The sequence below is a fragment of the Cytobacillus sp. OWB-43 genome (assembly GCF_034651445.1).
In the GTDB taxonomy this organism is placed as follows: Bacteria; Bacillota; Bacilli; order Bacillales; family Cytobacillaceae; genus Cytobacillus; species Cytobacillus kochii.
Map to the genome: position 1 here is coordinate 18,041 of NZ_JAYEFF010000006.1, position 25,834 is coordinate 43,874.

The window sequence follows — 25,834 nt, forward strand, 5'->3', positions numbered from 1 at the left end:
TCCTTTCTATTCAGCATATAAATACATTAGGCGTGGGGAATTCGGCTGTGTAAGAAGCTTCATTACACCTTCCATTTGCAGATCATTCCCAGCAACTTTATTTGCTGCTACACTAAGAAATGAGCCAAAACCAACATTATCGCTATATTGAATAACAGCAGCGTCTTCTAAGCCCACATCGTTTTTCATCTCATTAATAACATCTTCTGCATAGCCTAACCCGTCAATCAATTGATTATCTAATGCTTGGCGACCATCATAGATACGACCATCTGCTAGTTCACGGACTTGATTTTCTGACATCTCTCGCCCAGAAGCAATCACTTCTACGAATCCTTGATAAGCATTATCTATCATATCTTGTAAAATATTTTGTTCTTCTTTAGTCATTTCTCTCGTTTGACTCATAATATCTTTAAATTCGCCACTTTTAATTGTATTAAATTCAATGCCTATCTTATCTGCAAGCTCAGTAATATTCACCCCTTGCATGATGACACCTAATGATCCTGTCATTGTATCTGCACTAGCGAAGATTTTTTCCGCCGGAGCTGAAATATAATACCCACCAGACGCAGCCATAGAACCCATAGAAATATACACAGGTTTATTCGCCTCTTCTTGAATTTCAACAATTTTATCGTGAATTTGCGCACTCTCAACAACGCCCCCACCTGGTGTATTCACTTTTATTACAACACCTTTAACAGTGGAATCATCTTTCACATGGTTTAATAATTTCATAAAACGATTGTGGTTATATGTAGAAGTTGCTAATAATGAGCCACTCTCACCCGTATCCTGAATCGTCCCATTTAAATTTAATACAGCAATTTTATTTAAAGAGTCTCCTGTTTCGATCATTTCTTCAGTAAAAGAATCTTCGCCTGTGGCCATCAAGTTTGAAAAGGTATCTTCAAAATTCGTTGACGCCAAGTTAGACATGAAATTAATTCCTACCGAAAAAACAAATAAAACAGCAGCAATTCCCAAAGCAGCCCATCTCTTTGCTGTCATTCCATCATTCCTCCTTTGAATTATACATCATCTTCCCATAGAATAAGAATGGAGAAGAGTAGGTTATCTCTTCTTATGATAGCAAAAAATGTCACTTCTTCAAATCATAAGCACCTTTATTCATTCTATCTTTCCAACACATTTTTTATGAAACATTAAAGGAGGTTTTTTCATGCATCAACGACTTTTATATTTCTACCATAAACAAGACGCCGAAACACTTGTAATTGTTGAAAATTTAAAACAACAAGCAACCCATCATGGATTCACTATAGTAACAGATCCGAGAGAAGCGACCATTATTGTTAGTATTGGAGAAGATGGGGCTTTCTTACAAGCAGTAAGAAAAACGGGATTCCGTGATGATTGTCTATACGCTGGAATTTCGACACATGGGCCATTAGGTATTTACTGTGACTTCCAATTAAATGAGCCTTCGAAAATGCTAGAAGCAGCACAAAACGAAAATATAGAAGTCCGTAAATATCCCACAATCCAAGTTACAGTTGATGGTGAAACCTCATTTCAGTGTTTAAATGAATTCTCCATCCGTTCTAGTATTATCAAAACATTAGTGATGGAAATCTATATTGATGGTCAATTATTTGAAACATTCCGTGGAGATGGAATGATTGTTTCCACTCCTACTGGTAGTACCGCTTATAATAAATCTGTCAACGGTGCAATTGTAGACCCCATGCTACCTTGTCTACAAGTAAGCGAGCTTGCCTCTTTAAATAATAATAAATATCGCACACTAGGTTCTTCATTTATTTTAGGAGAGCAAAGAACCTTAACATTAAAGATTACACACGAGGGAAATGATCACCCTATCATGGGGATGGATAATGAAGCGTTAAGTATCCAGCATGTAGATGAAATAAAAATCACCTTAAGTCCACACAGTATAAAAACCGTTAAGCTAAAAGACAACTCCTTTTGGGAAAAAGTGAAGAGAACCTTTTTATAAGAATTGTCAGGACAACAAATAAACGCTATGTAATAAGTGTTTGAATCGAATGGTAATATCGAAATGAAAAGCCGTTGAAATTTTATAATCTTAAAATTTCAACGGCTTTATTCAAAATGGTATACACAATAGTTAAGTTTGCATCCACCAACTTAAGTGACCTTTATTTAAGAAAATTGCCGATATCTAAGGAAAAGATATTAGACAAAGGTGATATCAGCCGAATCTTCACATTCCTATTTGTTTTCCTCTGGCTATTTTACTTTCCCATAATAAAACCCACTTTGTACGGGATAAAGAATAGATAGTCAGCGAAATCCATATAAACAAAAAGGATAAGAAATGTGCTTTGGAGAAATATTCACCATATACAAACACACCTAAAATAAGCATGATTGTTGGCGCAATGTATTGTAAAAACCCTACCATTGAAAGGGGTATTCTTTGGACCCCGTTAGCAAAAAGGAGTAATGGTACGGCTGTTGCTACTCCAGCACCTATTAACAATAAATCTAAACCTACATTTTCATTAAACAGCATCTGTCGTTGCTGCACAAACAAACTACCCATATATAGTAAAGCAATGGGTGTAATGACCATCGTTTCAAGTGTAAGACCAATGGCTGCATCTACTTTTACCATTTTTTTCGCTAACCCATACAGTGCGAAGGTTAAAGCAAGTAAAAAGGAAATCCAAGGAAATGAACCATACGAAACTGTTAAGATAATCACACCAATGGCTGCTAGGGCAAAAGAAACATATTGAGAAACAGATAACCGCTCTTTGAATACGACCATCCCTAGTAGTACACTAATCAACGGATTAATATAGTATCCCATACTTGTTTCAATAATTTGTCCATTATTTACAGCCCATATAAAGATAAACCAATTCGCACTTACTAATAGAGAAGCTATAATTAATCCGTACAACTGCTTCTTTGTTTGCCATAGTCCTTTTACAACAATCATAAAAGCACGCAACTTACCTAATAATAGCAATAGAATCAGCATGAAAACAAAGCTCCAAATGACCCGGTTAGCAAGTGTTTCTAAAGCACTAACCCCACCTATCAACTTCCAATAAATCGGCAGTATTCCCCATAACACATACGACAAACCTGCATAAATTACACCTTGCTTAACATCTTGCGCCATTTCCCATCCTCAATTCTTTCTATTATCGAAATAAAATGTATTATACGCCTAAAAGAATGGAATAGACAATAGTTTTTCAACTTTTTGTATAAACAATTTCCTCTGCCACCACAGTCATTTCTATAGAGATGTTGGGAATTTCTTGCACAGGAATGTTAAAGATATCTTCTTTTAAAATCGTAAAATCCGCTACAAACCCCTCTACAATCATCCCACGTTCATGCTCATGACTACATGCATAAGCACTTCCTCTCGTGTATAACCATACCGCCTCATAAGATGAAAGTGTTTGGTTGATATCATAAACGGTTTCATTCGGATCATTCACATTTGTTCTGGTAACTGCTGCATGTATACCTAGCAGAGGGCTTAGTGGTTCAATAGGTGCATCCGATCCACCTGCACATATTACACCCTCTTGCATAAGAGTACGCCAAGCATAGCACCATTTCATATACTCTTCTCCTATTCGATCAATTACCCAAGGAAAGTCAGATGAAACAAAACTCGGTTGAATATCAAGAACTAATGGTTGTTTTTTCGCTCGCTCAATCAGCTCTTCCGTTAATATTTGCGCATGGATGATTCGATCTCTATCTTTAGTATGTTGTGGATGTGCCTCTATTGCAGTTAAGGCCATTTCGAATGCTTGATCGCCAATCGCATGTATGGCAACAGGCATAGAATACGAACGAGCTTTCTCTACTAAGTTATTTAACTCCTCTTGTGTAAATATTGCTACTCCACTTGTTTCCTTATCATCTGCATATGGGTGACTTAATAAAGCAGTTCTTCCGCCAAGTGCTCCATCTGCAAATATTTTCATCGCACCAAATTCAATAAATGGATGTGGAGAAACCGCCTTCGCTTGCTGTTCATCGACCACCTCGTGATGAACGAGTAAGTGCGCTCTAAACGGAAGATTGCCCTCTTTTATCACCTTATTAAAAGTTTGATAGGTCTGTTCAAATCCACCGTAATAATTCAGGTCTTCTGTATGTCCCCCTGTAAGACCTAATCGGTGTGCATCACGAATAGCGGCTTTCATAGCCTTCAGCATATAAGCATCAGTTACTGACGGTATGACAGTTGTAATCAGCTCTTGTGCTTGATCCTTTAATAACCCATTCGGTTGTCCACCCTCATCTTTTTCAATTACACCACCTGAGGGACAGACTGTCGTTTTTGAAATGCCTGCAAGCGCCATTGCCATTGTGTTCACACTAATTGCATGCCTACATACTCGTTTAAGCATAACAGGGTGATCATTTACCCATTTGTCTATATCACTAGCAACGATAGGTTCTGCTTCATCCCAGAGATTCTCATTCCAACCCTCTCCAATAATCCACTCCCCAGGGTTGGCATCTTTACTATATTCTTTTAGAGCTTGTAAGCTCGCTTCTTTTGACGTGAATTGCGATAAATCAAGGCGAATAAGTTTTTCCCCATGACCAATTAAGTGCATATGACTATCAACAAAGCCTGGGAGCATTACACTACCTTTTAAATCCACTAATTTTGTCAACTCATGCTGATAGAGATGTCTCAACTCAGCTTCATTCCCTGTTGCAATAATTCGCCCTTCTCTTGTAAAAACAGCTTCAACATAATCATTTACTGCTTGCATTGTATACACTTTTCCGCCAAACCAAAGTGTTCCCATTCCATTTGACTCCTTTTATTATTTTTCTTCAGTATAACAAAAAAAGCACATTCTTCTATATCACTCAATATAAAAAAGACAGAAGATTTTTATTTTCTTCTGTCTCTTTATATTTAGTTTGCGGTCGTTTTTGAAGCCTCTTGTTTTCGTAACTCTCTTCTCATAATTTTTCCTGAAGTTGTTTTTGGTAAATCGCTGACAAATTCAATTTTTCGTGGATATTTATAAGGAGCCGTGAGCTCTTTTACATGATGTTGTAAACTTGGAATTAGATTAGCATCATTTTCATCGACGTCGTCTTTTAAAACGATAAAGGCTTTAACTATCAAACCTCTTACTTCATCTGGACTACCTACAACTGCACACTCTTTGACGGATGGATGCTTCACGAGGGCATCTTCAACTTCAAATGGTCCAATAGTATAACCAGAGCTAATGATAATATCATCACCGCGTCCTTCAAACCAAAAATAACCATCTTTATCCATCTTGGCTTTATCCCCTGTTATATAATAATCTCCACGGAATTGCATGGCCGTTCTTTCAGGGTCTTTATAATAATTTTTAAATAGTGCTGGCGTATCAACATGGACAGCGATATCCCCTACTTCACCTACTGAACATGGCCTGCCGTCTTCATTAATGATCTCTACTCTGTTCCCTGGTGTTGGTTTACCCATTGAACCTGGTCTTAACCCCATACCTTTCGTGACACCTACAAGCAATGTATTTTCCGTCTGTCCATATCCGTCTCTTACTTCAAGCCCGAAATGTTTTTCAAAAATATCAATGACTTCTCGGTTCAAAGGTTCTCCTGCTGAAACAGCACTATGAAGCTTTGATAAATTATATTGACCAATACGATCTACTTTTGCCATTAAACGATATTCTGTCGGTGTACAGCAAAGCACATTCACTTCATAATCCTGCAAGAGCTGTAAATATTTTTCCGGTTCAAATTTTCCGTTATAAACAAAGCCTGTTGCGCCTGATCCTAATACGGAAAGAAATGGGCTCCATATCCATTTTTGCCAACCTGGACCTGCAGTTGCCCATACAGTATCCCCTTCCTCAATACCAAGCCAATGTGTAGCTGCAGTTCTTAAATGAGCAAATGCCCACCCATGGGTATGAACGACACCCTTTGGGTTGCCAGTTGTTCCCGAAGTATAGGAAAGAAAAGCCATATCGTCTTTCTTCGTTTCTACTATTTTAAACGACTCATTCGCTCTTTCCATTTCTTCATCTAAAGAAATCCACCCTTGCGCATTTCCTCCAATAATGAATTTTGGCAGATTTTCCGCTTCTTTTATCTCGTTGAATTCAGATACATAAGGTGCATAACTAATAATTGCTTTGACATCACCATGGTTAATACGATATTTTAAGTCTTTAGTTTTTAACATTTCTGAGCTAGGGATGACAACCATTCCTGCTTTAAGCGCAGCTAAGTATGTTTGGTAAGCTTCTACAAGACGAGGAATGATTACTAGAACAACATCGCCTTTTTCTAAGCCTTTATCCACGAAAACGTTTCCAATTCTGTTCGCTTTGTTCATTAATTGCTTATATGTAATTTCCTTTTTCTCACCCTGCTCATCTTCCCATTGAATCGCCAGTTTATCACTATTTTGCGCATAGTGCTCAACCTCTGAGACTAAGTTATAAACCTCGGGTGCTAATAAATCCTCTCGTTTCATCCAAAAATCTCTCCTTTTTCTCAAGATCTATGCGGAATTCAAGATGTCACTAATAATTATACTAAATTATTTAAATAATTAAAATAATTTATCTTTCTCTATCTCAATAGTTAGTTGATAAACACCAACTTCCCCTCTCTGAAATATGGGTAAATATCCCCCTTAACACTATCTTTTCTTTTTCACTTTAAATTCTCTTAATTACCAATATCTGAGTCCAAATTAAATTTATCAAAAAAAAACCGAGCTATATTCTCATCCCCTGAATGGAATAATTGCTCGGATTCTTCGTACAGTATGTTTGTTTAAGATAATAAATTGATGCTCGTAATGATAATCGGCATAGCAAAGACATCTATGAGAAAAGCCCCTACAATTGGTACAATTAAAAACGCTTTTGGGGATGGTCCATATTTCTCAGTAATGGCAGACATATTCGCCATCGCGTTGGGTGTTGCCCCAAGACCGTGACCCGTAAAACCACCGACCATTACAGCAGCATCGTAATCTTTTCCAAATAGCTTAAATAGAACAAAGATAGAGAACAATACGATAAAGACCACTTGAATAAATACAATGAATAGCATCGGAAGAGCAAGATCAGCAATTTCCCATAGTTTAATGCTCATCAGCGCCATTGAGAGGAATATACCTAATGTAATATCACCAATGAAATTGATTGATTTCATATCAATGATGCGTCCATTTACTTTATCGACAATATTTCTTACGATTACAGCAACAAACATTGCTCCAACATAGCTTGGTAATACAAAACCTGTTGCATTGGAGAATAACTCTCCTAATAATGATCCAACCGTCATACAAAAAGTAATAATGAGAACTTGTACCATAAAATGATTAGTAGAAGTTGGTGAATGATCTTTTTCCTCTTCTAATGTTGGAGCAATTTCACTGGCTGAATCACTTGATTGTTTAGGTGTTAATTTGTATTTATTGATTAAATACTTAACTGTCGGCCCCCCAACTAAACCACCAGCTATTAAACCAAACGTAGCAGCAGCTAATCCAGTGGATAGTGCAGACTCTATTCCTAATTCCTCAATGGTTCCGCCAAATGCCGTTGCAGCACCATGTCCACCTTCCATAGAAACAGCCCCCATCATGACACCTAGTAACGGTTCCAGACCAAGAGCGGTTGCTAGAGAAATACCAATTGCACTCTGACACAAGGCAAGTACGCCACAGGCAATCCAGTAGAAGATAAGTAGCTTGCCACCTAGCTTCACTAATTTAAAACTAGCCCCTAAACCAACCGTCGTAAAAAAGGTAAGCATAAAAATGCTTTGTAGTGATGTATCTAATTCAATGTTCATTAGCCCTGTTTGTTTTAAAATTAAAATAAGTAGAGCAAATAATAATCCGCCCACTACTGGTGCAGGTATACAATAACGATTTAACCATGTCACCTTTTTTATTAATACGCTACCGATTAACAAAAGGGCGACAGCAAGAAACAATGTTGAAATTGAATCTAAAGTGATGTTCATCTCTTTGTCCTCCTGTGAAATGCGCTGATTGCTTCACTCACCAATTGAGCTGCAACTGCTGCTGTTTGTCCATCTCTGTCTAATGAAGGATTAACTTCGGATATATCAAACGAAACCGTCTTATCATTATTTGTAACCAATCGAACAATTTCCCTTACCTCAAATGGAGTTAAGCCAAATGGAGATGGTGCACTTACACCTGGTGCGTAGGCAGAATTAACTGCATCCATGCACAGAGTTAACAGGCACACATCACATTCTTTAATAAAATTATTTATTACTTGTTTTGTTTCTTTTAAACCTTCCGCATGAATGGTTTCTTCTAGAATATAGGTTACACCTAGTTTGGAGGCAGTCTCGAAAAGAGAAGCAGTATTTCCTTGTTTTTGTATACCAAGGCATAAATAATTTGCATTTTCGTCTTGATCTAATATTTGTTTAAACATCGTACCCGATGACGGCGCTTCATCATATGATCGTAAATCAAAATGTGCGTCAATATTAATGATACCTAATTTCTTTTGTTTACCTATCGACTTCCTAACACCTAAATAATGACCGTAAAGTGTCTCATGACCACCACCTAATATGATAGGTGTAGATTTTTTATCGAGAATTAAGCTAACAAAATCCCCTAATTCTACTTGTGCTTCTTCCAACTGCTGACTATCACAAACCACATTACCAAAATCATAAATATTGGTATCAACATCATATGGAAAAGGTAATTTAGCAACTGCTTGTTTTATAGCATTTGGTCCCTCTTTCGCTCCTAGTCTACCGTTGTTTCTTCTTACTCCTTCTTCACATTCGAATCCGATAAGTCCATAGCTAGATATTTGCGTTTTATCACTCGGTGTGAGAAGATTTTCCGTTTTAATAACCTGATGGTATCTAAAACTCTTTCGATCTTCTAAAGAGTCAATTCTGCCTATCCATTGATCTTTCCTTCCTTGACTGTACATTGCGAACTCCCTCATTTTTATTAAATTTCTGAACTTTCTGTGTAGATACATTTAGAAACGTTTCGTATAAAAAAAGTATATAAAGAGTTATGCTATAATGACCAATACCAAATATATATATATCTATAGCTTTTAACTATAAGCAGGTGAAAAAATGGAAATAAGGAAATTAAAGTATTTTATTACAGTAGCTGATGAGCAGAGTTTTTCTAAGGCAGCACAAATTTTACATATATCACAGCCATCATTAAGTAATGCCATTATAAAATTGGAAAATGATTTAAAGATGGCGCTATTTAAACGAGATACAAGAAGCATTTATTTGACAGATATCGGAAAGGTTTTTTATCAAAGAGCTCTACATATAGTAAGACAATTCGAACATTTTCAACTAGAAGTTGCAGAAATGGCCGAAACAGGTGACGGTCATATTAATATTGGCATTATTGAATCTGCCAAGTTTTGGCTATTCAAAGTCATAAAGGAATTTAAAAATACCTATCCTGATATACACTTTCAATTTAATGAAGTACTTGGCCAAAAAGAAGTTATTTCTTCCATATTAGAAGGGGATGTTCATTTTACGATTACCAATCAGCCTATGCATAATCAATTAATAACTTCACACCCGCTTTATCATGAGCCTTTTATGTTAGCAGTTTACGAAACACACCCACTTGCTCGTAAAAATTCTGTAGAGCTCACCGATATTGCTAATCAGGCATTTATTATTAGTCGTGAGGGTTTCCAAACGAGAGGAGATGTGCTGCAAGCTTTTATGAAGGAACAGCTTTATCCAAAAATTGAATATGAAATCGAGCGCTTAGAAACTGCTTGTAAAATGGTTGAAGAAGGTTTAGGCGTGACTATTTTGCCTAAAAGCTATTTAGATTATAATCCTACACCTCATATTATTGGCTTGCCAATCACTTCTATTTTTCTTAATAGAACTGTTTACCTTGCTTATTTGAAAGACAGATCAATGACGCCTGCCATTCAAAAACTTTTAAACAAAATACGTCAATTTGAAGTTTTTTAAATATAAAAAAGGGCGAAGTGAGTACTCCGCCCTTTTGTAGCCATCATATTAAATTATTTTTGGTAACCACCTAATTGTTGTTCAGCCATTTGAACTAAACGTTTAGTGATTTCTCCACCAACTGAACCGTTAGCACGAGAAGTAGTTTCTCCACCAAGGTTTACACCAAATTCAGTTGCGATTTCGTATTTCATTTGATCAAGAGCTTGTTGTACACCAGGTACTACAAGGTTATTTGAGCTGTTGTTTGCCATGTGATTTCACCTCCTTGTGAGTATAGAATGTGTAGAATCACATGGCACTATGCAATAAATATTTGGTAATTGTTTCATTTAAATTTCTTTTTGTAATCTTTTTGTAATAAAGGTCGTTTAAAAAAGATCTTCCATCTCTTTTTCTATGTTTGAATTCGGCATAATAACAAGTTTTTCGGTATTTTCAACTGCTTTTTGAATATACGGCTCGAAGTCTGTATAGCTTTCAAAGTGTTGAACTTTTTCAAGCTTCGGCTTCGTTTTAGGTGATGAAGGTACAAATACGGTACAACAATCCTCAAATGGACGAATAGAAATATCATGCGTATCAATAGTTTGAGCTATGTCGATTATATCCGCTTTATCCATCATAATCAGAGGTCTTAAAATGGGTGTGCTAACCACCTCATTAATAGCATACATACTTTCCATCGTCTGACTGGCAACTTGCCCAAGACTCTCACCAGTAATAATGGATAATCCTTGATATTTTTCTCGTAGCGCGTCTGTTATTCTAAGCATTAACCTTCTTGTCGTTGTCATTGTATAGTTATCAGGAATTTGTTTTTGTATCAGCTGTTGTATTTCAGTAAAAGGAACAATATGAAGCGCCACGCCACCATTAATTCGAGAGAGCTTTTCCGCTAGATCAATGACTTTTTGTTTTGATCTTTCACTTGTAAATGGAGGGCTATAAAAATGAACAGCCTCGACTTCAATTCCTCTTTTCATGGATAAATACCCTGCAACAGGGCTATCAATCCCACCAGATAACATGAGCATACCTTTCCCACTTGAACCAGCTGGTAAGCCAACAGCTCCTTTAATATTCTCACATGAAATATAACTTGCTTCTTTTCTCACTTCAATAACTAAGTTTATACTTGGTTTTTTCACATCAACTGAGATAGAAGGCATATTTGTTAGTATATGTGCACCAAATGCTTGGTTAATACCAAACGTATCTAATGCAAAACTTTTATCTGCTCTTTTCGCAGTGATTTTAAACGTATCGCCTTCTTGATAAACCTTTTGAATTAATTGTAATGCCTTTTCCTTCATTGTATCTAAATCTTTTTCAACCTTCAAAACCGGACTAAAAGACTGGATACCAAAGACACCCTTTAATCTCTCAATAATCTCTTCATGTGGTTGGTCATTAAGCAGAACAAACATGCGATCTCTTTGCCCCTCGACCTTGATTTCAGGAAAATCATGTAGTACTCTCTTTACGCTTTTTCTTAATTTATCTATAAAATTTTTACGATTTCTTCCTTTAGTTGAAATTTCTCCATAACGAATTAATATTCTATCGTATTTCATTAAGCTTTCATTACCTTTCTCAGTTGAAATATAGTGTGTTTCACTTCATGAATAAACTTTTCTACCTCATCAGCCGTTGTATGATAACTTAAACTCACTCTAACAGCACTCAAGGCAATTTCTTCTTTTACACCCATAGCAAGTAATGTACTACTCGCTTGAGCATGTTTAGATGAACACGCACTCGTGGTAGAAATATAAATATCATTCTCTTCCAAGGCATGAACAAAAACCTCTGACTTAAAGCCTTTAACAGAGAAATTAAGAATATGTGGGGCTGTCGCCTTTATTGGCGTATGGATAATGACATCTTCTATTTCACTCAATGCTATTCTCATTTCATTCATTAAATGAGAAAGTTTAGAGCTAGAGTTGAAATAATCATTTGTCATCCTCAACGCTTTAGCCATCGCGACAATTCCACCAGTATTTTCTGTGCCGCTCCTTAATTCACTTTCTTGGTTACCACCTGCAAGGAGGGGCATTAGGGTTACTCCTTGTCGTAAATATAAAATACCCGAACCCTTTAGGCCATGAAATTTATGGCTTGACATTGTACATGCATCAATACCAAATTCATATAACTCCAGTGGGACTTTGCCTACTGATTGAACAGCATCGACATGAAAGAAAACCTTAGGATATTCTTTTAATAAAGTTCCAATAGCTTTAATTGGTTGAATGGTCCCTATTTCATTATTGACATGCATAACAGAGACAAGAATCGTTTCTTCCTTTATAGCTACTTGTAAATCATCTAGAGAAATTCTCCCATCCCCATCTACAGGTAGATAAGTCACTTCAAATCCTTCTTTTTCTAACTGCTTCATTGTCTCAATTACAGAAGGGTGTTCAATGGTTGTTGTAATTAAATGATTGCCACGATGCTGATATTGTTTAGCAATTCCTTTAATTGCCATATTATTACCTTCCGTACCACCTGAAGTAAACAGCAATTCTTTTTCTTTTACTTTAAGCAATTCTGCTATCTGTCTCCTCGCTTGTTGCAATAGTTTTTCAGCTTTCTCACCAACTCCATGGAGGGATGATGGATTACCAAAAAAGGTAGAAGAAACTTTTACAAACGCATCAATTACTTCTTTATATGGTTGAGTTGTTGCACTATTATCTAGATAAATCATTACGGCTCCTCCTTGAAGAACACTTATGCAATTTTTAATCATAGCATAATTTTCGCTTAGATAGAAATGTTATTTGTATAAAGACGAAATGTAATTTCACTATTTTGTAAAAACAAATTATTACGATACACAACCGAAAAAAAATTTGTGTATTAATACAGGTTTTGCTTTATAATTTTGGGTTTTTAATTTATAATGAAAATAATTGGTTTAAAAAAACTCCGAAAATCTATTCCTTTCAAAGTTTGCCACCGTTATTTCAATATACCCAAAATTACAACATTTTTATAATTCGACACATTTCGTCAAAACCATGGTACTATAGTTTCTGTTGAAAATTTTATAGTGACTATTGACGAGCGACTTAGGGGGTAAATTGTATGAATAATAACACACTTTCGTTCAAACAAATCTTTTCAATAGGTTTAATGCTCTTTGCTCTATTCTTCGGAGCAGGGAATATGATATTTCCACCATTTTTGGGACAAGAAGCTGGTACTTCTGTATGGGTAGCAATTATTGGTTTCCTAATTACTGGTGTTGGACTACCACTCATTGCTGTTATTGCCATTGCAAAATCTGGTGATGTACAGACAATGGCAAATCGAGTTCATCCATTGTATGGATTAATTTTTACTGTGGCAATGTATTTAGTCATTGGTCCACTATTTGCCATTCCTCGTACAGGAACAGTTTCTTATGAGATTGGAGTATTGCCGTTTTTATCTGAAAACGCTGCCAATTCAATTTGGCCACTTTTAATATTCTCAATTGTTTTCTTCGTGCTTACGACTTTATTAGCTATGAATCCAGGTAAGCTTGTAGATGTAATCGGTAACATTCTAACGCCACTACTATTAATTATTCTAGCTGTAATTGTAATAAAAGCGATTATTTCACCAATAGGAGACCCTCAAGCTCCAACAGGCGCTTATGTAGACAGTGCCTTCTTTAAAGGGTTTATTGAAGGGTACTTGACAATGGATACGATTGCCGCTCTTGTATTTGGTATTATCGTGATCAGTTCAATCAAAGGCTTTGGTGTTACGAAAAAAGCTTCAATTACAAAGATTTGTATTGCCGCTGGACTTATTGCCGCAGCTGGTCTAGCCATTATTTATGTATCACTTGCTTATATTGGTTCTACATCTCCAAATACATTAGGTGTACAACCAAATGGCGGTGCGTTATTATCAGTAGCCGCACAATTTTTATTTGGTTCTGCAGGTGGTTATATTCTCGGATTTGCGATCATTTTCGCTTGTTTAACAACATCTGTGGGATTAATCTCCTCTTGCGCAGCTTACTTTAATAAACTTGTACCAAGTATTTCATATAAAAAGTTCGTTATTATTTTCTCAATTTTTAGTATGGCCATTGCAAACGTCGGCTTGACACAATTAATTAATTTCTCAGTACCAGTGCTAACATTCCTTTATCCATTAGCTATTGTGCTTATCCTTCTCACACTAATAAACAATGTATTTAAAGGAGCATCTATTGTATATATTTGCGCACTCATTCCAACAGGAATCATTAGCATAATTGATGGATTAAATGCAGCTGGTCTTGGGAGCGAAGGACTAAATAACACACTTTCTATCTTGCCGTTATTTAGTGTAGGTATTGGATGGCTTGTACCTGCTATCATTGGTGCAATTGTTGGTTTTATTATCGCTTTCAATACAAACCCGAAAGAACAGTTACAAACTCAAGAAGATTAAAAAAAAAGAAATAGTCACTAAGAAAAGCGAAGGAAAAGGGGCCTTCGCTTTTTTCTTATTGTTATTCATTTCTTTTGAGTTTTGTTCAGACAGTCAGTGCACTAAATTAAGTTCGTAATCACTTATAAACGAATGAAACAACTATAGCAAGCGAATTCAAACTAAAAAAACTGATGTAGCCACATCAGTTTTTTTCCTCTTCATTTATCCAATCTTTAATTTTCTCTAACGCTCCTGGTTCTACTTCTTCAATCGCGGTTGCTGCCAGTTCAAGTGCTGCTTTGTATTCATAATTCCTAAAGGCAAGCTCGGCATTCGTAAATTTTTCCTTTAACTCTAGGTGACGACTGCGATATCTATTACCATATTGAATGACCTTTTCAGTTAACGAAAATGTCTCTATCATATCCTCCGTGTATTCAACTGCTTTCTCTACTGATATTAAGGCTATTTCCATATAATCGTTAACAGAAGCAATATTTAGTGGCTTTTCTTCGAGTCGTAAGATGACCTCTTTAATCTGATCGTTTGCTTCTTTCATTACAAATTTATATTCTTCTGGTAAACCCGGAATATTACTTTTTGATACTAAGCGAGCTACGTCACTAACCTGCTTTTTTAAATCATTAATTTTTTCCCTAGCTACCATTTCGTCTTTACGTAATGCTTCTAATTTTTCACTAAAACGAGTTTGTTCCTCTTTTATCATATCTAATTCTTCTTTTACAGTTGTCAATTCTTCTTTTAAAACTGTATGGGGGACTTTTTGTTCCTTGATTTTATCTTCCAATACTTCATATCTTTTGATGGCATTAGTGAGTAGCTTCTGAAGTCTGTCCTGTGTATCACTTTCCGTGTCTGGTACATGATATGTATCGGAAATAACTCGCATTTCTTCTATTAAATCCATATGTCTTTCACTACTATCAATCAAGAGATCTTTCGCCTTGCTTTCTTCTTTAGAAACGAAGTGTTTCGCCATAACTTCCTTTTCTAGCTGTTCATATAAACTATCAATTCGTTCCTTAATTTCATCTTGGAGTTCAGAAGCAGCTTTCACGTTTATCTCTTCAACTAACTCAATTATTTTTTTAACTTCTTCTTCGATTTCAGTTATATTCTTTTCTACTTGGAGGTGTTCGAGTAGGTACCCTTGCTCTTTCATCTCCTCAAACCCATCCTTTAATTCTGCTAACTGATTAGGCAATTTATTATTGACTTCAACTAGTAATACAGGAATTTGATCTATATGATCATTCATTTCTTCCATCTTTTGATTTAAAGCAAGAACTAATTCTCGTGCCTCAAGATAGTTTCCTTCATTTGTTTTTTGAGTATATAACTCGAATTCATTATGCATTTCACCTAGCCTATTTTCGAGTTGTTCCCCCGGCTTGCCATAGGCATGACGTTGTGTTAGTAATCGCTTTTTATAATTGCGGTATGTATCTTTTAACGCTTCCATTTCGAGGCGGTTCTTTTCTTCACTTCCTACTAACTCTTTTAGCTCTATTAAAATCTGGTCGATTTGTTCCTCTACTAGGTTCAATTCCGCTTCAATTTTATTTAAGCTTTCCTTTGCTTTATTGAACCGATATTTATCTATGTATTCTTCCGCATCAAATAATGTCGTTTCAACCTCAGGAAGCTGTGATGTGACGATTTCGTCCCAAGCACTACGCCATTTTTCAAATAATTTTTCTGTTTGACCTGTCATATTTAGTGCCTTCACCTTCGATAATTCATCCAAAACAGGGCGATCTATAATTTCAAGCTTCCATGTCTCTAGTCGATCCACTTCCTTGAAGTATTTCTTCTTAAAAAAATACCCTGTAAAATAAATGCATATGAAAACTATGAGTACACCAATTACATATCCCATCTGTAAAGCCCCCTGTTCTGTTACCGAACCAAATATATATACTTAAATTAATCATTTTCTTGTTCATTTCAATGCTTTTATGATACCATGTAAACGACATTTTTTGACTATTATTTTAAGATTTTATTGAAATAATTGGACAAAATTCGTATAATCAATCTTTTTACATCTTAAATTGACCAGAAAAACTTCTATTTCCCCGTAAAAATAACTGAATAAAGTTAAATCTGCACGTATAAATGATTATTTTTATTTATCTCATATATCGCACGAAATAACAATTATTTCGCTATAAAAAGGAGCTTTCACGTGAAAAAAGATGGTCATATTCATACGCCTTATTGCCCTCATGGAACAAAGGATCATATGAAACATTATATTAATAGAGCGATAGAGCAAGGCTTTACTGATATCACTTTTACTGAGCATGCCCCTTTACCTATTGATTTTATTGACCCGGCGCCAGCCAAAGATAGTGCTATGAAAAATAGTGATATTGCCAATTATTTAGACGAAGTTGAGCAGTTAAAACAACAATATAAAAAGGAACTCAATATCCATATCGGACTAGAAGTGGATTATATTGAAGGGTATGAAGACGAAATAACGGCATTTTTGAATAAAATCGGCCCAAGTATCGATGACGCCATCTTGTCTGTTCATTTCCTAAAAGGGGAAAATGGTTATCATTGTTTAGATTATAGCCCTGATGTCTTCCAAGATATGATTAATGAATACGGGTCTATCGATGCCGTATATCAACATTATTTTCGTACAGTTCAAAAGTCCATCTTAAGCGACCTTGGTCAGTATAAACCAACGAGAATTGGACATATTACTTTAGTTAAAAAATTCCAAAAAAAATTTCCCGTTGAACAGGAATTTGAAAAGGAACTTAGTGATATTTTGAATGCTGTTAAAGACAAGCACTACGAACTGGACTATAATGCCGCTGGGCTCATTAAGCCGCTATGTCTTGAAAGTTATCCTCCTGCATCAGTCGCACAAAAAGCAATGAGTATGGGCATTCCACTTGTATACGGCTCCGACGCTCATCAAGCAAAACTTGTGGGATACGGTTGGAGTAAGTTAAATTCCCAGTTACAAAACATTTAGCAATGTCACCTGCTGCTCTTTTGGCTCTTTTCTACAAACAAAATGATCAATCCAAGCATGAGTCTCACGTACATACTTCTCCACAAAATAACTTTCATGGGGAACAAGGTAAAGCACTTCTGTTAAGTAATGACTATTAAGAAACGGCATAGTAAGCAGACTCTTCCATTGTAGGATTAAATACGCCGTCGTGTTTAAGTAGAATTCTTTCGTCTTGAATCCTTGTTCAAAGATTCTATTTAGATAATACTTTTCCTTTGTTAAATAAGTGGACATAATTTCTCGGACCATTTGCGAATCGATCGACATTTCTCTAATAATCAGTCTCGTTAATTGCACATTTTCAAATTGGAAATAAAGGATATTTTCAGCAACGGCCTTTAGGGAATGTGTCGGTCCTCGGTCTAAGAGATTAAACCCTTTCTCAATTTCTTGAATATATGCTTCATAATATTCCGTTAAACATTGCTCTAACAAACCATTTTTATTACCAAAATAATAGGATATATTAGCAACATTTGTTTTTGCTTTACTGGCGATATCCCTGACAGATGTTCCATTAAACCCTTTATGGTTGAAGAGATAGATAGCTGCATCAATTATTGCCACTTTAGCATTTTCTTTCATGCGCTCTTTCGCCTCCCTATAACAAGATTTTTGTTCAAATATCCTCTGTTCTTGTTATAATAAATCTATTCTTGCATAAAAGAGATTTTCCTTTTATTAATTGTCGACAAAGTCTCCCCTTTTAACCTATTTTATGGCATAATACCTTAAATACTTAAAGAAAGCATGGTGATGTATGATGTTTAACGTCGAAAATTATCAAGGAAATAAAGAAGAAAATTATCAACTAGTAATTAAGCAACTTGCTGCATTATTAGAAGGTGAAAAAAATACAATCGCCAACTTAAGTAATGCTTCTGCCTTATTAAATCAATTTTTAGACCGTACAAATTGGGTTGGCTTTTATTTAATGGAAGACGGAGAACTTGTTCTCGGACCATTTCAAGGATTGCCCGCATGTGTAAGAATCCCAGTTGGTAGAGGTGTTTGCGGCACTGCTGCTTCTAGACAAGAGACGCAAAGAATTGCAGATGTCCATGCTTTTCCTGGCCATATCGCATGTGATGCGGCTTCTCAATCGGAAATTGTCATTCCTATCGTAAAAGATGGAACATTATTAGGTGTCTTAGATATTGATTCTCCTGAAAAAGACCGCTTTGATGAAATAGATGAAAAGATGCTAGAAGCATTTGTAAAAGAATTAGTGAAGTTCTTATAATTTCAAGAAATGCGAACAAATAAGGATATATACATTTGTTCGCATTTTGATTAGATGATGTTATTTGAATTGATTTAACGCTTCAGAGAGATCTGCTTTAATATCTTCGATTGCTTCTAATCCCACTGAAAGCCGTAATAAATTATCTCCAATCCCCATTTTTTCTCTCTCTTCTTTAGGAACGACAGCATGTGTCATCGTTGCCGGATGTTGAATTAAAGTTTCTGCATCACCTAAACTTACAGCCACTTTAATTAGACTTAGATGATTCATCAATGCCTGCGCTTCTTTTTGTCCTCCTTTAATTTTAAAAGAAATAAGCCCCCCGGGTTGCTTCATTTGTTTTGCGATAATCTTAGCTTGTGGGTTATCAGCAAAACCTGGGTAATAAACCTGCTCAATTTTTTCATGATTTCGTAAAAATTCGGCAAGAATAGTAGCTTGTTGACTGTGTCGGTCTAATCGAATAGCTAATGTCTTGATACCTCTTAATAATAACCAAGCATCAAAGGGAGATATAATACCACCTATATCCTTTCTTGTATGTCTCGCAATGTCGTCCATCCACACTTTTTTACCTGCCACAATGCCAGCAATGACGTCTCCATGGCCACATAAATACTTTGTTGCACTATGGATAACAATATCACATCCAAATGAAATTGGATTTTGCAAATAAGGGGAACAAAAGGTGTTATCTACTACAACAGGGATTTGTTTTTCTTTACCTATTGCTGCGACCATTTCAAGATCAACAATATCAAGCGTTGGATTAATCGGTGTTTCAATGTAAATACAAGTGGTTTCTGGTGTAATACAACTCATTAACTCTTCTCTAGAGCTCATAGTAGAAAACTGATGTGAAATCTGGTACTTTTCTTCTAATAAATGCAATAGACCATATGTGCATCCATATACTCCTTGTGAGCATAAAATATGGTCTCCCGCTTTCGTTAATGTCATTAACACAGATGAAACAGCTGCCATTCCAGATCCAAATGCTAATGCCGCTTCTGCCCCTTCTAATTCTGCCATTCGTTTTTCTAAGATCTCAACAGTCGGGTTCCCTAAACGTGAATAGACATACCCTGCTTCTTCAGAGGCAAACCTGCGAGCACCTTCCTCTGCACTTGAAAATGTAAATGTAGCTGTTTGAAATAAAGGTGGTATTAAACTGCCGTTATATAATTGACTATCATAACCAGAATGAATACATTTGGTCTCTATTCTTTTCTCGTTACCTTCCAAGGATATCTCCTCCAGGATCATGATTGAAAACGCTTACAATAATAAAAGTACAAAACATTACCGTTTAAATATAAAAAAAGATTCTTATAATTCAGAATATTCTACCACACAAGAATTTTCAACGATTATTATTATTTATCGGTGTCTAATTAAACAAAGAGGCTGGTATAAGTGGCGTTAACTAAATAGGATTAGGCGTTTGTGAACTAAGTGTCCAGTTTGGACATTAAAAGTTCTCATTCTAAACCCCATCTATTTAATTTCTATCCAACTAAACTAATCAACCTCTTAGTCTCTATCTTTTTCTAAAAAAACAACTTTATTTTTCCCTGCATTTTTCGCTTCATATAATGCTACATCAGCACGGTGAAATAAGGTTGCATAGCTCTCCTCTTCATTAGCTTTCCAATGTGACACTCCACATGAAATACTCACATTTGGACTCGTTAATCGACTCACTTTTTCCTTTAACCTTCTAGCGATAGAAACACCGATCTTCGCATCTACATTTGGAAGATAAATCGCCAGTTCTTCTCCTCCCCATCTCGCGCCCACATCACTCGCTCTAATATGATGAATGATGATATCTGCTACTTGAATAAGAATATCGTCGCCGACTTGATGACCATATTCATCATTAATCATTTTAAAATCATCAATATCGATTAATATTAAAACACCTTTTTCATCACTTTTTAGTGAGTGTTCCACTTGATTATCCAAATAACTTCGTGAAAAAAGTTGCGTTAAGTGATCGGTTACGACTAACTTTTCTAATTCCTCTCTTAATAACGAATTCTTAAATGCAAGTGTTGTATGATGAATTAATGCTTGGAGTAATTTAAATGAATCAAACGGAAAGTAATAAGGCATAGGGTGCAAAATCACGACAAACCCCCACATATCCCCTAAGTTTCCCATTGGTACGGCCATAAGAGAACGGTAACTAGCTTTCATATAGGGAATCGTTAAATCGCCAATAAAGAGCGCATCTTTCTTCTCTAACATCAGTTTTTGCACATATGTTACAAAAGCTTTCGATTTCTTTGCAAAGAAGAAACTTGTGCTACCACTTAATGGAGTCCATTTTTCACCATCTTGAGACAAGAAAAAACCCACTTCTTCTGCATGAAATGATTTCTTTATTTGTTCTGTCATAAAATGAATCGTCTCTGTAAAACGCAAATCAGCATTTAATTGCTGTGATGTTTCATTTATAAATTGCAAATCACCAATTAATTGTTGTGACTGTTGATGTAATTGAATATTTTCAATGATTGCTCCTGTCATTTTCGCAATTAAACCAAAATACTTTTGATCTGCTTTAGGAATGGCATATATCCCTTTAGTAATCACTTGGAGAACACCATACACCCCCTGGCTTCCTAAAAAAGGAGCATATAGGACAATGTCAGTTGATGTTTGTTCTATTGTTACTTCGCCTGATACATACGCTTCAAGTGCGAGACTGTTTTCCTCCTGATAATCTAGATCCCTCACTGGTAATTGATTGATTTCTTCATAATCATGTGTCAACAATAAATAATATTGAAAAGAAGGATATAGCCTATCCAAAATTTTTAACATTTCACTTAATAATACGTCCAATTTTAATATTCTATGAAAACTAAAACGTTCGACAAATGCGAACAATTCCGTGTAATGCAGTTTTTCATCGTATAGCTCATTTATTTTACCTTTAAATAACACATAGGAACTCAAGACTTCTGTAAGCTCATTCATAAATGGTTGGCTCAACATAAATTGCTGATCCTCCCTTAGCAAAACCAAATACTCTGGTAAACCATCTAACCGCTGAAGGAAGAAGATGAGTAAGCATCCATCTTTACTCGAATAAGTTCCCTGTTTTTTATTAATATAGAATGGATGATCTTCACGATAAACCTCATCGATAGGAATAATAGCAGGTAAAGGCAATAACTCAGCATGGTATTCTCCTTCAATGAGATATGCCCTTTTCCACTCATTTACGAAATAAAATCCCGCTGCTATACATCCTAAACTAGTAGCAACCTCTTTAACAAAATCATCAAATTGATTCTTAGAAATGTTCCCTTTATATATAAGGTCCAATATTTTACTTTTTATTTCTAGTAACGCTTTTACTTCATTTTCCTTATCCATAGTTATATCACCTATATTCAAAAGTGGTTTGTTTATCACCCACATTTTAGATAGAATATGTACTAAATCCAGATGTATAAAACAGACATAATTAATCGTCTCTTAAATGGTATGAAGATTGTCATTTTTATGACTTAACAAATGACAAAAAAAGATAATCACACTTAAATATATTTATTATTACACTTAGCTATTTTTTTCTATACTATAGTTCTTTTAACCTACTCCAAAACAGATACTTTAGAACTATATTATATCATATATTTTACAATATCAATCATTCTTTATTATAGTTTTTACTATGTTCATAAGGAATTGACTCATTTTCATTAATTGTTTTCAACTTACAACCTCGACATTGAAGATTACTGATTGACTACATATTACACTCAGCAAAACATTGACTTCTAATGAATAAAGATTGTATAATAGTCTTTGTGTAAAATATCGCAGCTTTTGTGTGTACTTTAATGTTTCATTTTGTTCCTCTAACAATCTTTGTTGATGGGGTATTGTGTAACCCTCTGCTGCGAGGGCGAAGATACTTGAAAACAAAATGTGCGTAAAGATGACCACAACTGTTTTTATTTTACCCAAATAAAAACAAAAAGGAGGAGTCATATTATGGCTCGTTATACTGGCCCAAGCTGGAAATTATCTCGTCGTCTTGGTATTTCTCTAAGCGGCACTGGTAAAGAATTAGAAAAGCGTCCTTACGCTCCTGGACAACATGGTCCTAACCAACGTAAAAAATTATCTGAGTACGGATTACAATTACAAGAGAAGCAAAAGCTTCGTCACATGTATGGTGTAAATGAACGCCAATTCCGTAACTTATTCGATAAAGCTGGTAAAATGACTGGTAAACACGGTGAAAACTTCATGATTCTTTTAGAATCTCGTTTAGACAACGTTGTTTATCGTCTAGGTTTATCTCGTACTCGTCGTCAAGCACGTCAACTTGTGAACCACGGTCACATCTTAGTTGATGGCAAGCGTGTAGATATCCCTTCTTACCGCATGCAACCAGGTCAAACAATTACTCTTCGCGAAAAATCTCGTAACCTAGATATCGTGAAAGAAGCAGTTGAAGTTAGCAACTTTGTTCCTGATTTCGTATCTTTCGATGCAGATAAACTTGAAGGTTCTTTCACTCGTTTACCAGAGCGTTCTGAACTTCCAGCAGAAATTAACGAATCTCTTATCGTTGAGTTCTACTCTCGTTAATATTAGCATTAAGCATTTTAATGCTAATAAACCCCTTGAAATGTTGTTAGATCAACATTTCAGGGGTTTTTTCGTTTTTATTTACTTTGCAAAACAGGGTAAGATAATGCTTTTTGGGACCAAGTTGGGGCCAAAAAATAATAGGAAGAGTGCCCGTTTGCTTCATATTATTACTCATTCTTCAAATCCCGGACATCGTACTTGACGGTTCACAAGGAATAAAAGAACTTACAGAATGACTTTGTCTTAGAACTATATTTAGTTAAAAGGAATTTCTATTTTATTATTTTTATGAATATCTTCAGTTCCGGAATCCAAAGCTGTTCTGTAATACCAACATTTATGCTTGATGAGTTCCATTGTCTTGTTTAATTCCTCTAGTTGTGATTCCACTATAGCTTTTCGTTCCATGAACATATCAAATCTTTGTTGCAAGGTGGAATCTCCTTCAGAACACCAATCAATAAAATTTTTTATTTCTTTAATAGGCATTCCGGTGGCTTTTAAACATTCAATTATTTTTAAAGCTTCGATATCGGATTCTTTAAACTGTCTTGTTCCCCTAGCAGTACGTTCTATAAATGGCATAAGTCCTTCTTTGTCGTAGTAGCGCAAGGTATATACGGTAAGATTCAATTCTTTAGCAACCTCGCTGATAGAATATGTCTTCATTATTACTCCCCGTTTCTTTATTTACGATATAGATTTCGAGTTAACTCTAGAAATGAAAGAAATTATATCATGGTATTTGTTGATTGGCAAAGTCATCTGTTCATTAGAAATTGGGTAAAAAGAATAAATGGGTCATTTTAGCTAGAGTTAACTGTAATATATAAGAGAAAAAAAGCAAGATTTGATATGAATAGAGGCTATTTTAAGATGAGTTCTTAGTTTAATCTGGTATAAGTGTTATAAAAAATGGATTAGGAATGATAGAGCGTCAGATTCAGAAAAGGTATATTTTGAAGAATACAGTAAATTGATGAAAAGCAAAAATTGGGATTTGTAAAGAAAAATTCAGAACATAGGTCTTAACGAACAAATAAAGACGTCTTTTTAGTTACTAATATTTAATTTTTATAGGGGTACCGCCATTGGCTGTACCCCATAAATATCGCTTACGTCATTCACATTGTACTGATGTCAATTACAAATCTATACTTCACATCGGAAGCTACTACTCGTTCATAAGCTTCGTCAATTTGATCAGCTGAAATCACTTCAATTTCAGGAGTAATATTATGTTTAGCACAAAAATCCAACATTTCCTGTGTCTCCCGGATGCCTCCAATCATAGACCCAGCAAATGAACGACGATGACCGATTAGATTGAACACGTTTAGTGACAGTGGTTCTGCAGGAGCGCCTACGTTTACTAGCGCGCCATCAAGATTGAGTAGTCCTAAATAGGCATCCAGATTAATCTTTGCACTTACCGTATTAATAATTAAGTCATAGCATCCAGCAAGTTTCTCGAATGTTTCTGGGTCACTTGTTGCATAGTAATGATCTGCACCTAACTTCAGACCATCGTCCATTTTCTTCAATGTTCGAGACAGAACAGTGACTTCAGCACCCATTGCATGTGCAATTTGAACGGCCATATGTCCAAGCCCCCCCATACCAACAATTGCTACTTTCTTGTTAGGACCTGCTCCCCAATGATTTAACGGAGAATATGTTGTAATACCCGCACAAAGTAATGGTGCTGCTACGTCAAATTCAATATTATCAGGTATTCTGAGTACGAAATCTTCCGATACGACAATGTGGGTTGAATAGCCACCTTGAGTGGGCTCCCCGTATTTATCAACACCTGCATAAGTATCGACTTTTCCTTTTAAACAATATTGCTCTTCTCCTTTACGGCAGTTCTCACACTCACCACAAGAATCAACCATACATCCGACTCCTACTCGGTCCCCAACCTTATACTTTGTCACCTCGGCTCCAACATCTGTGACGATTCCCGCAATCTCGTGTCCGGGTACAAGTGGATAGTTCACTGGACCCCATTCACCATGAGCAGTATGAATATCAGAATGACATATGCCCGCATATTTAATTTCTATCAGAACATCTTGTGAATCAAGATCACGTCTTTTAATCTCTGCAACTCTAAATGGTTTGTCTGGACCGTCTACTGCTCTTGCTTTAGCTGTTATCATTTGTTTAAACCTCCAATAATTTGATTTTAAAGAGAATTGACCTGTTTGTTTCTTACAAAACTAGAATAACCCCTCTAGTTAACTCTAAGTCAAGGTATAAGTTTATATGCAGAATCAAGCCAGCAAAATTATATAATAGTGATACTCCTTATGTGGAGTGTTTTGTAGGAATATACCTTTCCATTGTGTGAACAAGCTAAAAATGTAAATACTTGTAAAAAGAAAGATGAGATGTATTTGATAAACAGAGTTGATGAATTTAGAAAAGGAGCGAGGTTTGAACCAAAGAGATTT

General features: G+C 35.7%; 21 protein-coding genes. 6 read left to right on the forward strand and 15 right to left on the reverse strand.

Annotated elements, in window-relative coordinates:
• Window positions 1-6: 6 nt before the first annotated feature.
• Window positions 7-1,017, reverse strand: coding sequence for a signal peptide peptidase SppA (gene sppA, locus U9M49_RS18215; protein ID WP_307316836.1), 1,011 nt, complete (start codon window positions 1,015-1,017; stop codon window positions 7-9).
• A gap of 172 nt (window positions 1,018-1,189) precedes the next feature.
• On the opposite strand from sppA, the gene U9M49_RS18220 reads away from it, so the two are divergent.
• Window positions 1,190-1,987, forward strand: coding sequence for an NAD kinase (locus tag U9M49_RS18220; protein ID WP_322910341.1), 798 nt, complete (start codon window positions 1,190-1,192; stop codon window positions 1,985-1,987).
• A 228-nt stretch (window positions 1,988-2,215) separates the two neighbouring features.
• On the opposite strand, the gene rarD is transcribed toward U9M49_RS18220, so the two are convergent.
• From rarD to hutG, 5 genes are all read right to left on the reverse strand, one after another.
• Window positions 2,216-3,145 carry an EamA family transporter RarD gene (gene rarD / locus U9M49_RS18225; RefSeq protein ID WP_095372275.1) on the reverse strand — a complete coding sequence of 310 codons (930 nt, stop codon included), beginning with the start codon at window positions 3,143-3,145 and terminating at the stop codon, window positions 2,216-2,218.
• Window positions 3,146-3,221: 76 nt separating this feature from the next.
• Window positions 3,222-4,811: an amidohydrolase gene (locus tag U9M49_RS18230; protein WP_095372274.1), complete on the reverse strand. Its 1,590-nt coding sequence runs from the start codon at window positions 4,809-4,811 to the stop codon at window positions 3,222-3,224.
• A 113-nt stretch (window positions 4,812-4,924) separates the two neighbouring features.
• Window positions 4,925-6,511 carry an acyl-CoA synthetase MbcS gene (gene mbcS, locus U9M49_RS18235; protein WP_322910342.1) on the reverse strand — a complete coding sequence of 529 codons (1,587 nt, stop codon included), beginning with the start codon at window positions 6,509-6,511 and terminating at the stop codon, window positions 4,925-4,927.
• Between the two features lie 305 nt (window positions 6,512-6,816).
• On the reverse strand, window positions 6,817-8,022 hold the full coding sequence (gene gltS, locus U9M49_RS18240) for a sodium/glutamate symporter (RefSeq protein ID WP_095372272.1): 1,206 nt from the start codon (window positions 8,020-8,022) through the stop codon (window positions 6,817-6,819).
• A complete protein-coding gene (hutG, locus tag U9M49_RS18245; protein WP_307316829.1) occupies window positions 8,019-8,987 on the reverse strand; it encodes a formimidoylglutamase in 969 nt (322 codons plus the stop codon). Before hutG ends, gltS begins: the two co-directional genes overlap by 4 nt.
• 154 nt (window positions 8,988-9,141) lie before the next feature.
• On the opposite strand from hutG, the gene U9M49_RS18250 reads away from it, so the two are divergent.
• Entirely contained in the window at window positions 9,142-10,026 is an 885-nt protein-coding gene (locus tag U9M49_RS18250) for a LysR family transcriptional regulator (RefSeq protein WP_307316827.1), read from the forward strand.
• Between the two features lie 53 nt (window positions 10,027-10,079).
• On the opposite strand, the gene U9M49_RS18255 is transcribed toward U9M49_RS18250, so the two are convergent.
• From U9M49_RS18255 to U9M49_RS18265, 3 genes are all read right to left on the reverse strand, one after another.
• On the reverse strand, window positions 10,080-10,280 hold the full coding sequence (locus U9M49_RS18255) for an alpha/beta-type small acid-soluble spore protein (RefSeq protein ID WP_066191274.1): 201 nt from the start codon (window positions 10,278-10,280) through the stop codon (window positions 10,080-10,082).
• 117 nt (window positions 10,281-10,397) lie between these two features.
• Window positions 10,398-11,603, reverse strand: a complete 1,206-nt coding sequence (thiI, locus tag U9M49_RS18260) for a tRNA uracil 4-sulfurtransferase ThiI (RefSeq protein ID WP_224935750.1) — start codon at window positions 11,601-11,603, stop codon at window positions 10,398-10,400.
• On the reverse strand, window positions 11,603-12,745 hold the full coding sequence (locus tag U9M49_RS18265; RefSeq protein WP_322910343.1) for a cysteine desulfurase family protein: 1,143 nt from the start codon (window positions 12,743-12,745) through the stop codon (window positions 11,603-11,605). Before U9M49_RS18265 ends, thiI begins: the two co-directional genes overlap by 1 nt.
• Window positions 12,746-13,125: 380 nt before the next feature.
• On the opposite strand from U9M49_RS18265, the gene brnQ reads away from it, so the two are divergent.
• On the forward strand, window positions 13,126-14,469 hold the full coding sequence (brnQ, locus tag U9M49_RS18270) for a branched-chain amino acid transport system II carrier protein (protein WP_095372267.1): 1,344 nt from the start codon (window positions 13,126-13,128) through the stop codon (window positions 14,467-14,469).
• Between the two features lie 184 nt (window positions 14,470-14,653).
• Here brnQ and ezrA read toward each other — a convergent pair whose 3' ends face one another.
• Complete coding sequence (gene ezrA / locus U9M49_RS18275) at window positions 14,654-16,351, reverse strand: septation ring formation regulator EzrA (RefSeq protein ID WP_095372266.1); 1,698 nt, start codon at window positions 16,349-16,351, stop codon at window positions 14,654-14,656.
• Between the two features lie 309 nt (window positions 16,352-16,660).
• Between ezrA and hisJ the strand changes: the two genes are divergently transcribed.
• Entirely contained in the window at window positions 16,661-17,467 is an 807-nt protein-coding gene (hisJ, locus tag U9M49_RS18280; RefSeq protein ID WP_322910344.1) for a histidinol-phosphatase HisJ, read from the forward strand.
• On the opposite strand, the gene refZ is transcribed toward hisJ, so the two are convergent.
• Window positions 17,453-18,094, reverse strand: a complete 642-nt coding sequence (gene refZ / locus U9M49_RS18285) for a forespore capture DNA-binding protein RefZ (RefSeq protein WP_095372264.1) — start codon at window positions 18,092-18,094, stop codon at window positions 17,453-17,455. The genes hisJ and refZ overlap by 15 nt on opposite strands.
• Before the next feature lie 178 nt (window positions 18,095-18,272).
• Here refZ and U9M49_RS18290 point away from each other — a divergent pair, with 178 nt between their 5' ends.
• Complete coding sequence (locus U9M49_RS18290; protein WP_095372263.1) at window positions 18,273-18,752, forward strand: GAF domain-containing protein; 480 nt, start codon at window positions 18,273-18,275, stop codon at window positions 18,750-18,752.
• 60 nt (window positions 18,753-18,812) lie between these two features.
• Here the strand turns inward: U9M49_RS18290 and megL are convergent, their stop codons facing one another.
• Window positions 18,813-20,000 (reverse strand): methionine gamma-lyase, encoded by a 1,188-nt coding sequence (gene megL, locus U9M49_RS18295; protein ID WP_322910345.1) that lies wholly within the window; start codon window positions 19,998-20,000, stop codon window positions 18,813-18,815.
• Window positions 20,001-20,288: 288 nt separating this feature from the next.
• Window positions 20,289-22,145, reverse strand: coding sequence for a GGDEF domain-containing protein (locus U9M49_RS18300; protein WP_322910346.1), 1,857 nt, complete (start codon window positions 22,143-22,145; stop codon window positions 20,289-20,291).
• Between the two features lie 624 nt (window positions 22,146-22,769).
• Between U9M49_RS18300 and rpsD the strand changes: the two genes are divergently transcribed.
• Window positions 22,770-23,372 carry a 30S ribosomal protein S4 gene (gene rpsD, locus U9M49_RS18305; RefSeq protein ID WP_095372261.1) on the forward strand — a complete coding sequence of 201 codons (603 nt, stop codon included), beginning with the start codon at window positions 22,770-22,772 and terminating at the stop codon, window positions 23,370-23,372.
• Between the two features lie 258 nt (window positions 23,373-23,630).
• Here the strand turns inward: rpsD and U9M49_RS18310 are convergent, their stop codons facing one another.
• Window positions 23,631-24,044, reverse strand: coding sequence for a MerR family transcriptional regulator (locus U9M49_RS18310; RefSeq protein ID WP_095372259.1), 414 nt, complete (start codon window positions 24,042-24,044; stop codon window positions 23,631-23,633).
• A gap of 455 nt (window positions 24,045-24,499) precedes the next feature.
• On the reverse strand, window positions 24,500-25,540 hold the full coding sequence (locus U9M49_RS18315) for an NAD(P)-dependent alcohol dehydrogenase (protein ID WP_095372258.1): 1,041 nt from the start codon (window positions 25,538-25,540) through the stop codon (window positions 24,500-24,502).
• Between the last annotated feature and the right edge of the window lie 294 nt (window positions 25,541-25,834).

Coding starts and splice junctions, on each gene's coding strand:
- rpsD (WP_095372261.1), top strand. CDS start 22,770: ATGGCTCGTTATACTGGCCCAAGCTGGAAATTATCTCGTCGTCTTGGT.
- thiI (WP_224935750.1), bottom strand. CDS start 11,603: ATGAAATACGATAGAATATTAATTCGTTATGGAGAAATTTCAACTAAA.
- mbcS (WP_322910342.1), bottom strand. CDS start 6,511: ATGAAACGAGAGGATTTATTAGCACCCGAGGTTTATAACTTAGTCTCA.
- U9M49_RS18220 (WP_322910341.1), top strand. CDS start 1,190: ATGCATCAACGACTTTTATATTTCTACCATAAACAAGACGCCGAAACA.
- hutG (WP_307316829.1), bottom strand. CDS start 8,987: ATGTACAGTCAAGGAAGGAAAGATCAATGGATAGGCAGAATTGACTCT.
- U9M49_RS18310 (WP_095372259.1), bottom strand. CDS start 24,044: ATGAAGACATATTCTATCAGCGAGGTTGCTAAAGAATTGAATCTTACC.
- brnQ (WP_095372267.1), top strand. CDS start 13,126: ATGAATAATAACACACTTTCGTTCAAACAAATCTTTTCAATAGGTTTA.
- rarD (WP_095372275.1), bottom strand. CDS start 3,145: ATGGCGCAAGATGTTAAGCAAGGTGTAATTTATGCAGGTTTGTCGTAT.
- U9M49_RS18315 (WP_095372258.1), bottom strand. CDS start 25,540: ATGATAACAGCTAAAGCAAGAGCAGTAGACGGTCCAGACAAACCATTT.
- U9M49_RS18230 (WP_095372274.1), bottom strand. CDS start 4,811: ATGGGAACACTTTGGTTTGGCGGAAAAGTGTATACAATGCAAGCAGTA.
- U9M49_RS18250 (WP_307316827.1), top strand. CDS start 9,142: ATGGAAATAAGGAAATTAAAGTATTTTATTACAGTAGCTGATGAGCAG.
- U9M49_RS18265 (WP_322910343.1), bottom strand. CDS start 12,745: ATGATTTATCTAGATAATAGTGCAACAACTCAACCATATAAAGAAGTA.
- sppA (WP_307316836.1), bottom strand. CDS start 1,017: ATGACAGCAAAGAGATGGGCTGCTTTGGGAATTGCTGCTGTTTTATTT.
- ezrA (WP_095372266.1), bottom strand. CDS start 16,351: ATGGGATATGTAATTGGTGTACTCATAGTTTTCATATGCATTTATTTT.
- refZ (WP_095372264.1), bottom strand. CDS start 18,094: ATGAAAGAAAATGCTAAAGTGGCAATAATTGATGCAGCTATCTATCTC.
- U9M49_RS18300 (WP_322910346.1), bottom strand. CDS start 22,145: ATGGATAAGGAAAATGAAGTAAAAGCGTTACTAGAAATAAAAAGTAAA.
- gltS (WP_095372272.1), bottom strand. CDS start 8,022: ATGAACATCACTTTAGATTCAATTTCAACATTGTTTCTTGCTGTCGCC.
- U9M49_RS18290 (WP_095372263.1), top strand. CDS start 18,273: ATGTTTAACGTCGAAAATTATCAAGGAAATAAAGAAGAAAATTATCAA.
- U9M49_RS18255 (WP_066191274.1), bottom strand. CDS start 10,280: ATGGCAAACAACAGCTCAAATAACCTTGTAGTACCTGGTGTACAACAA.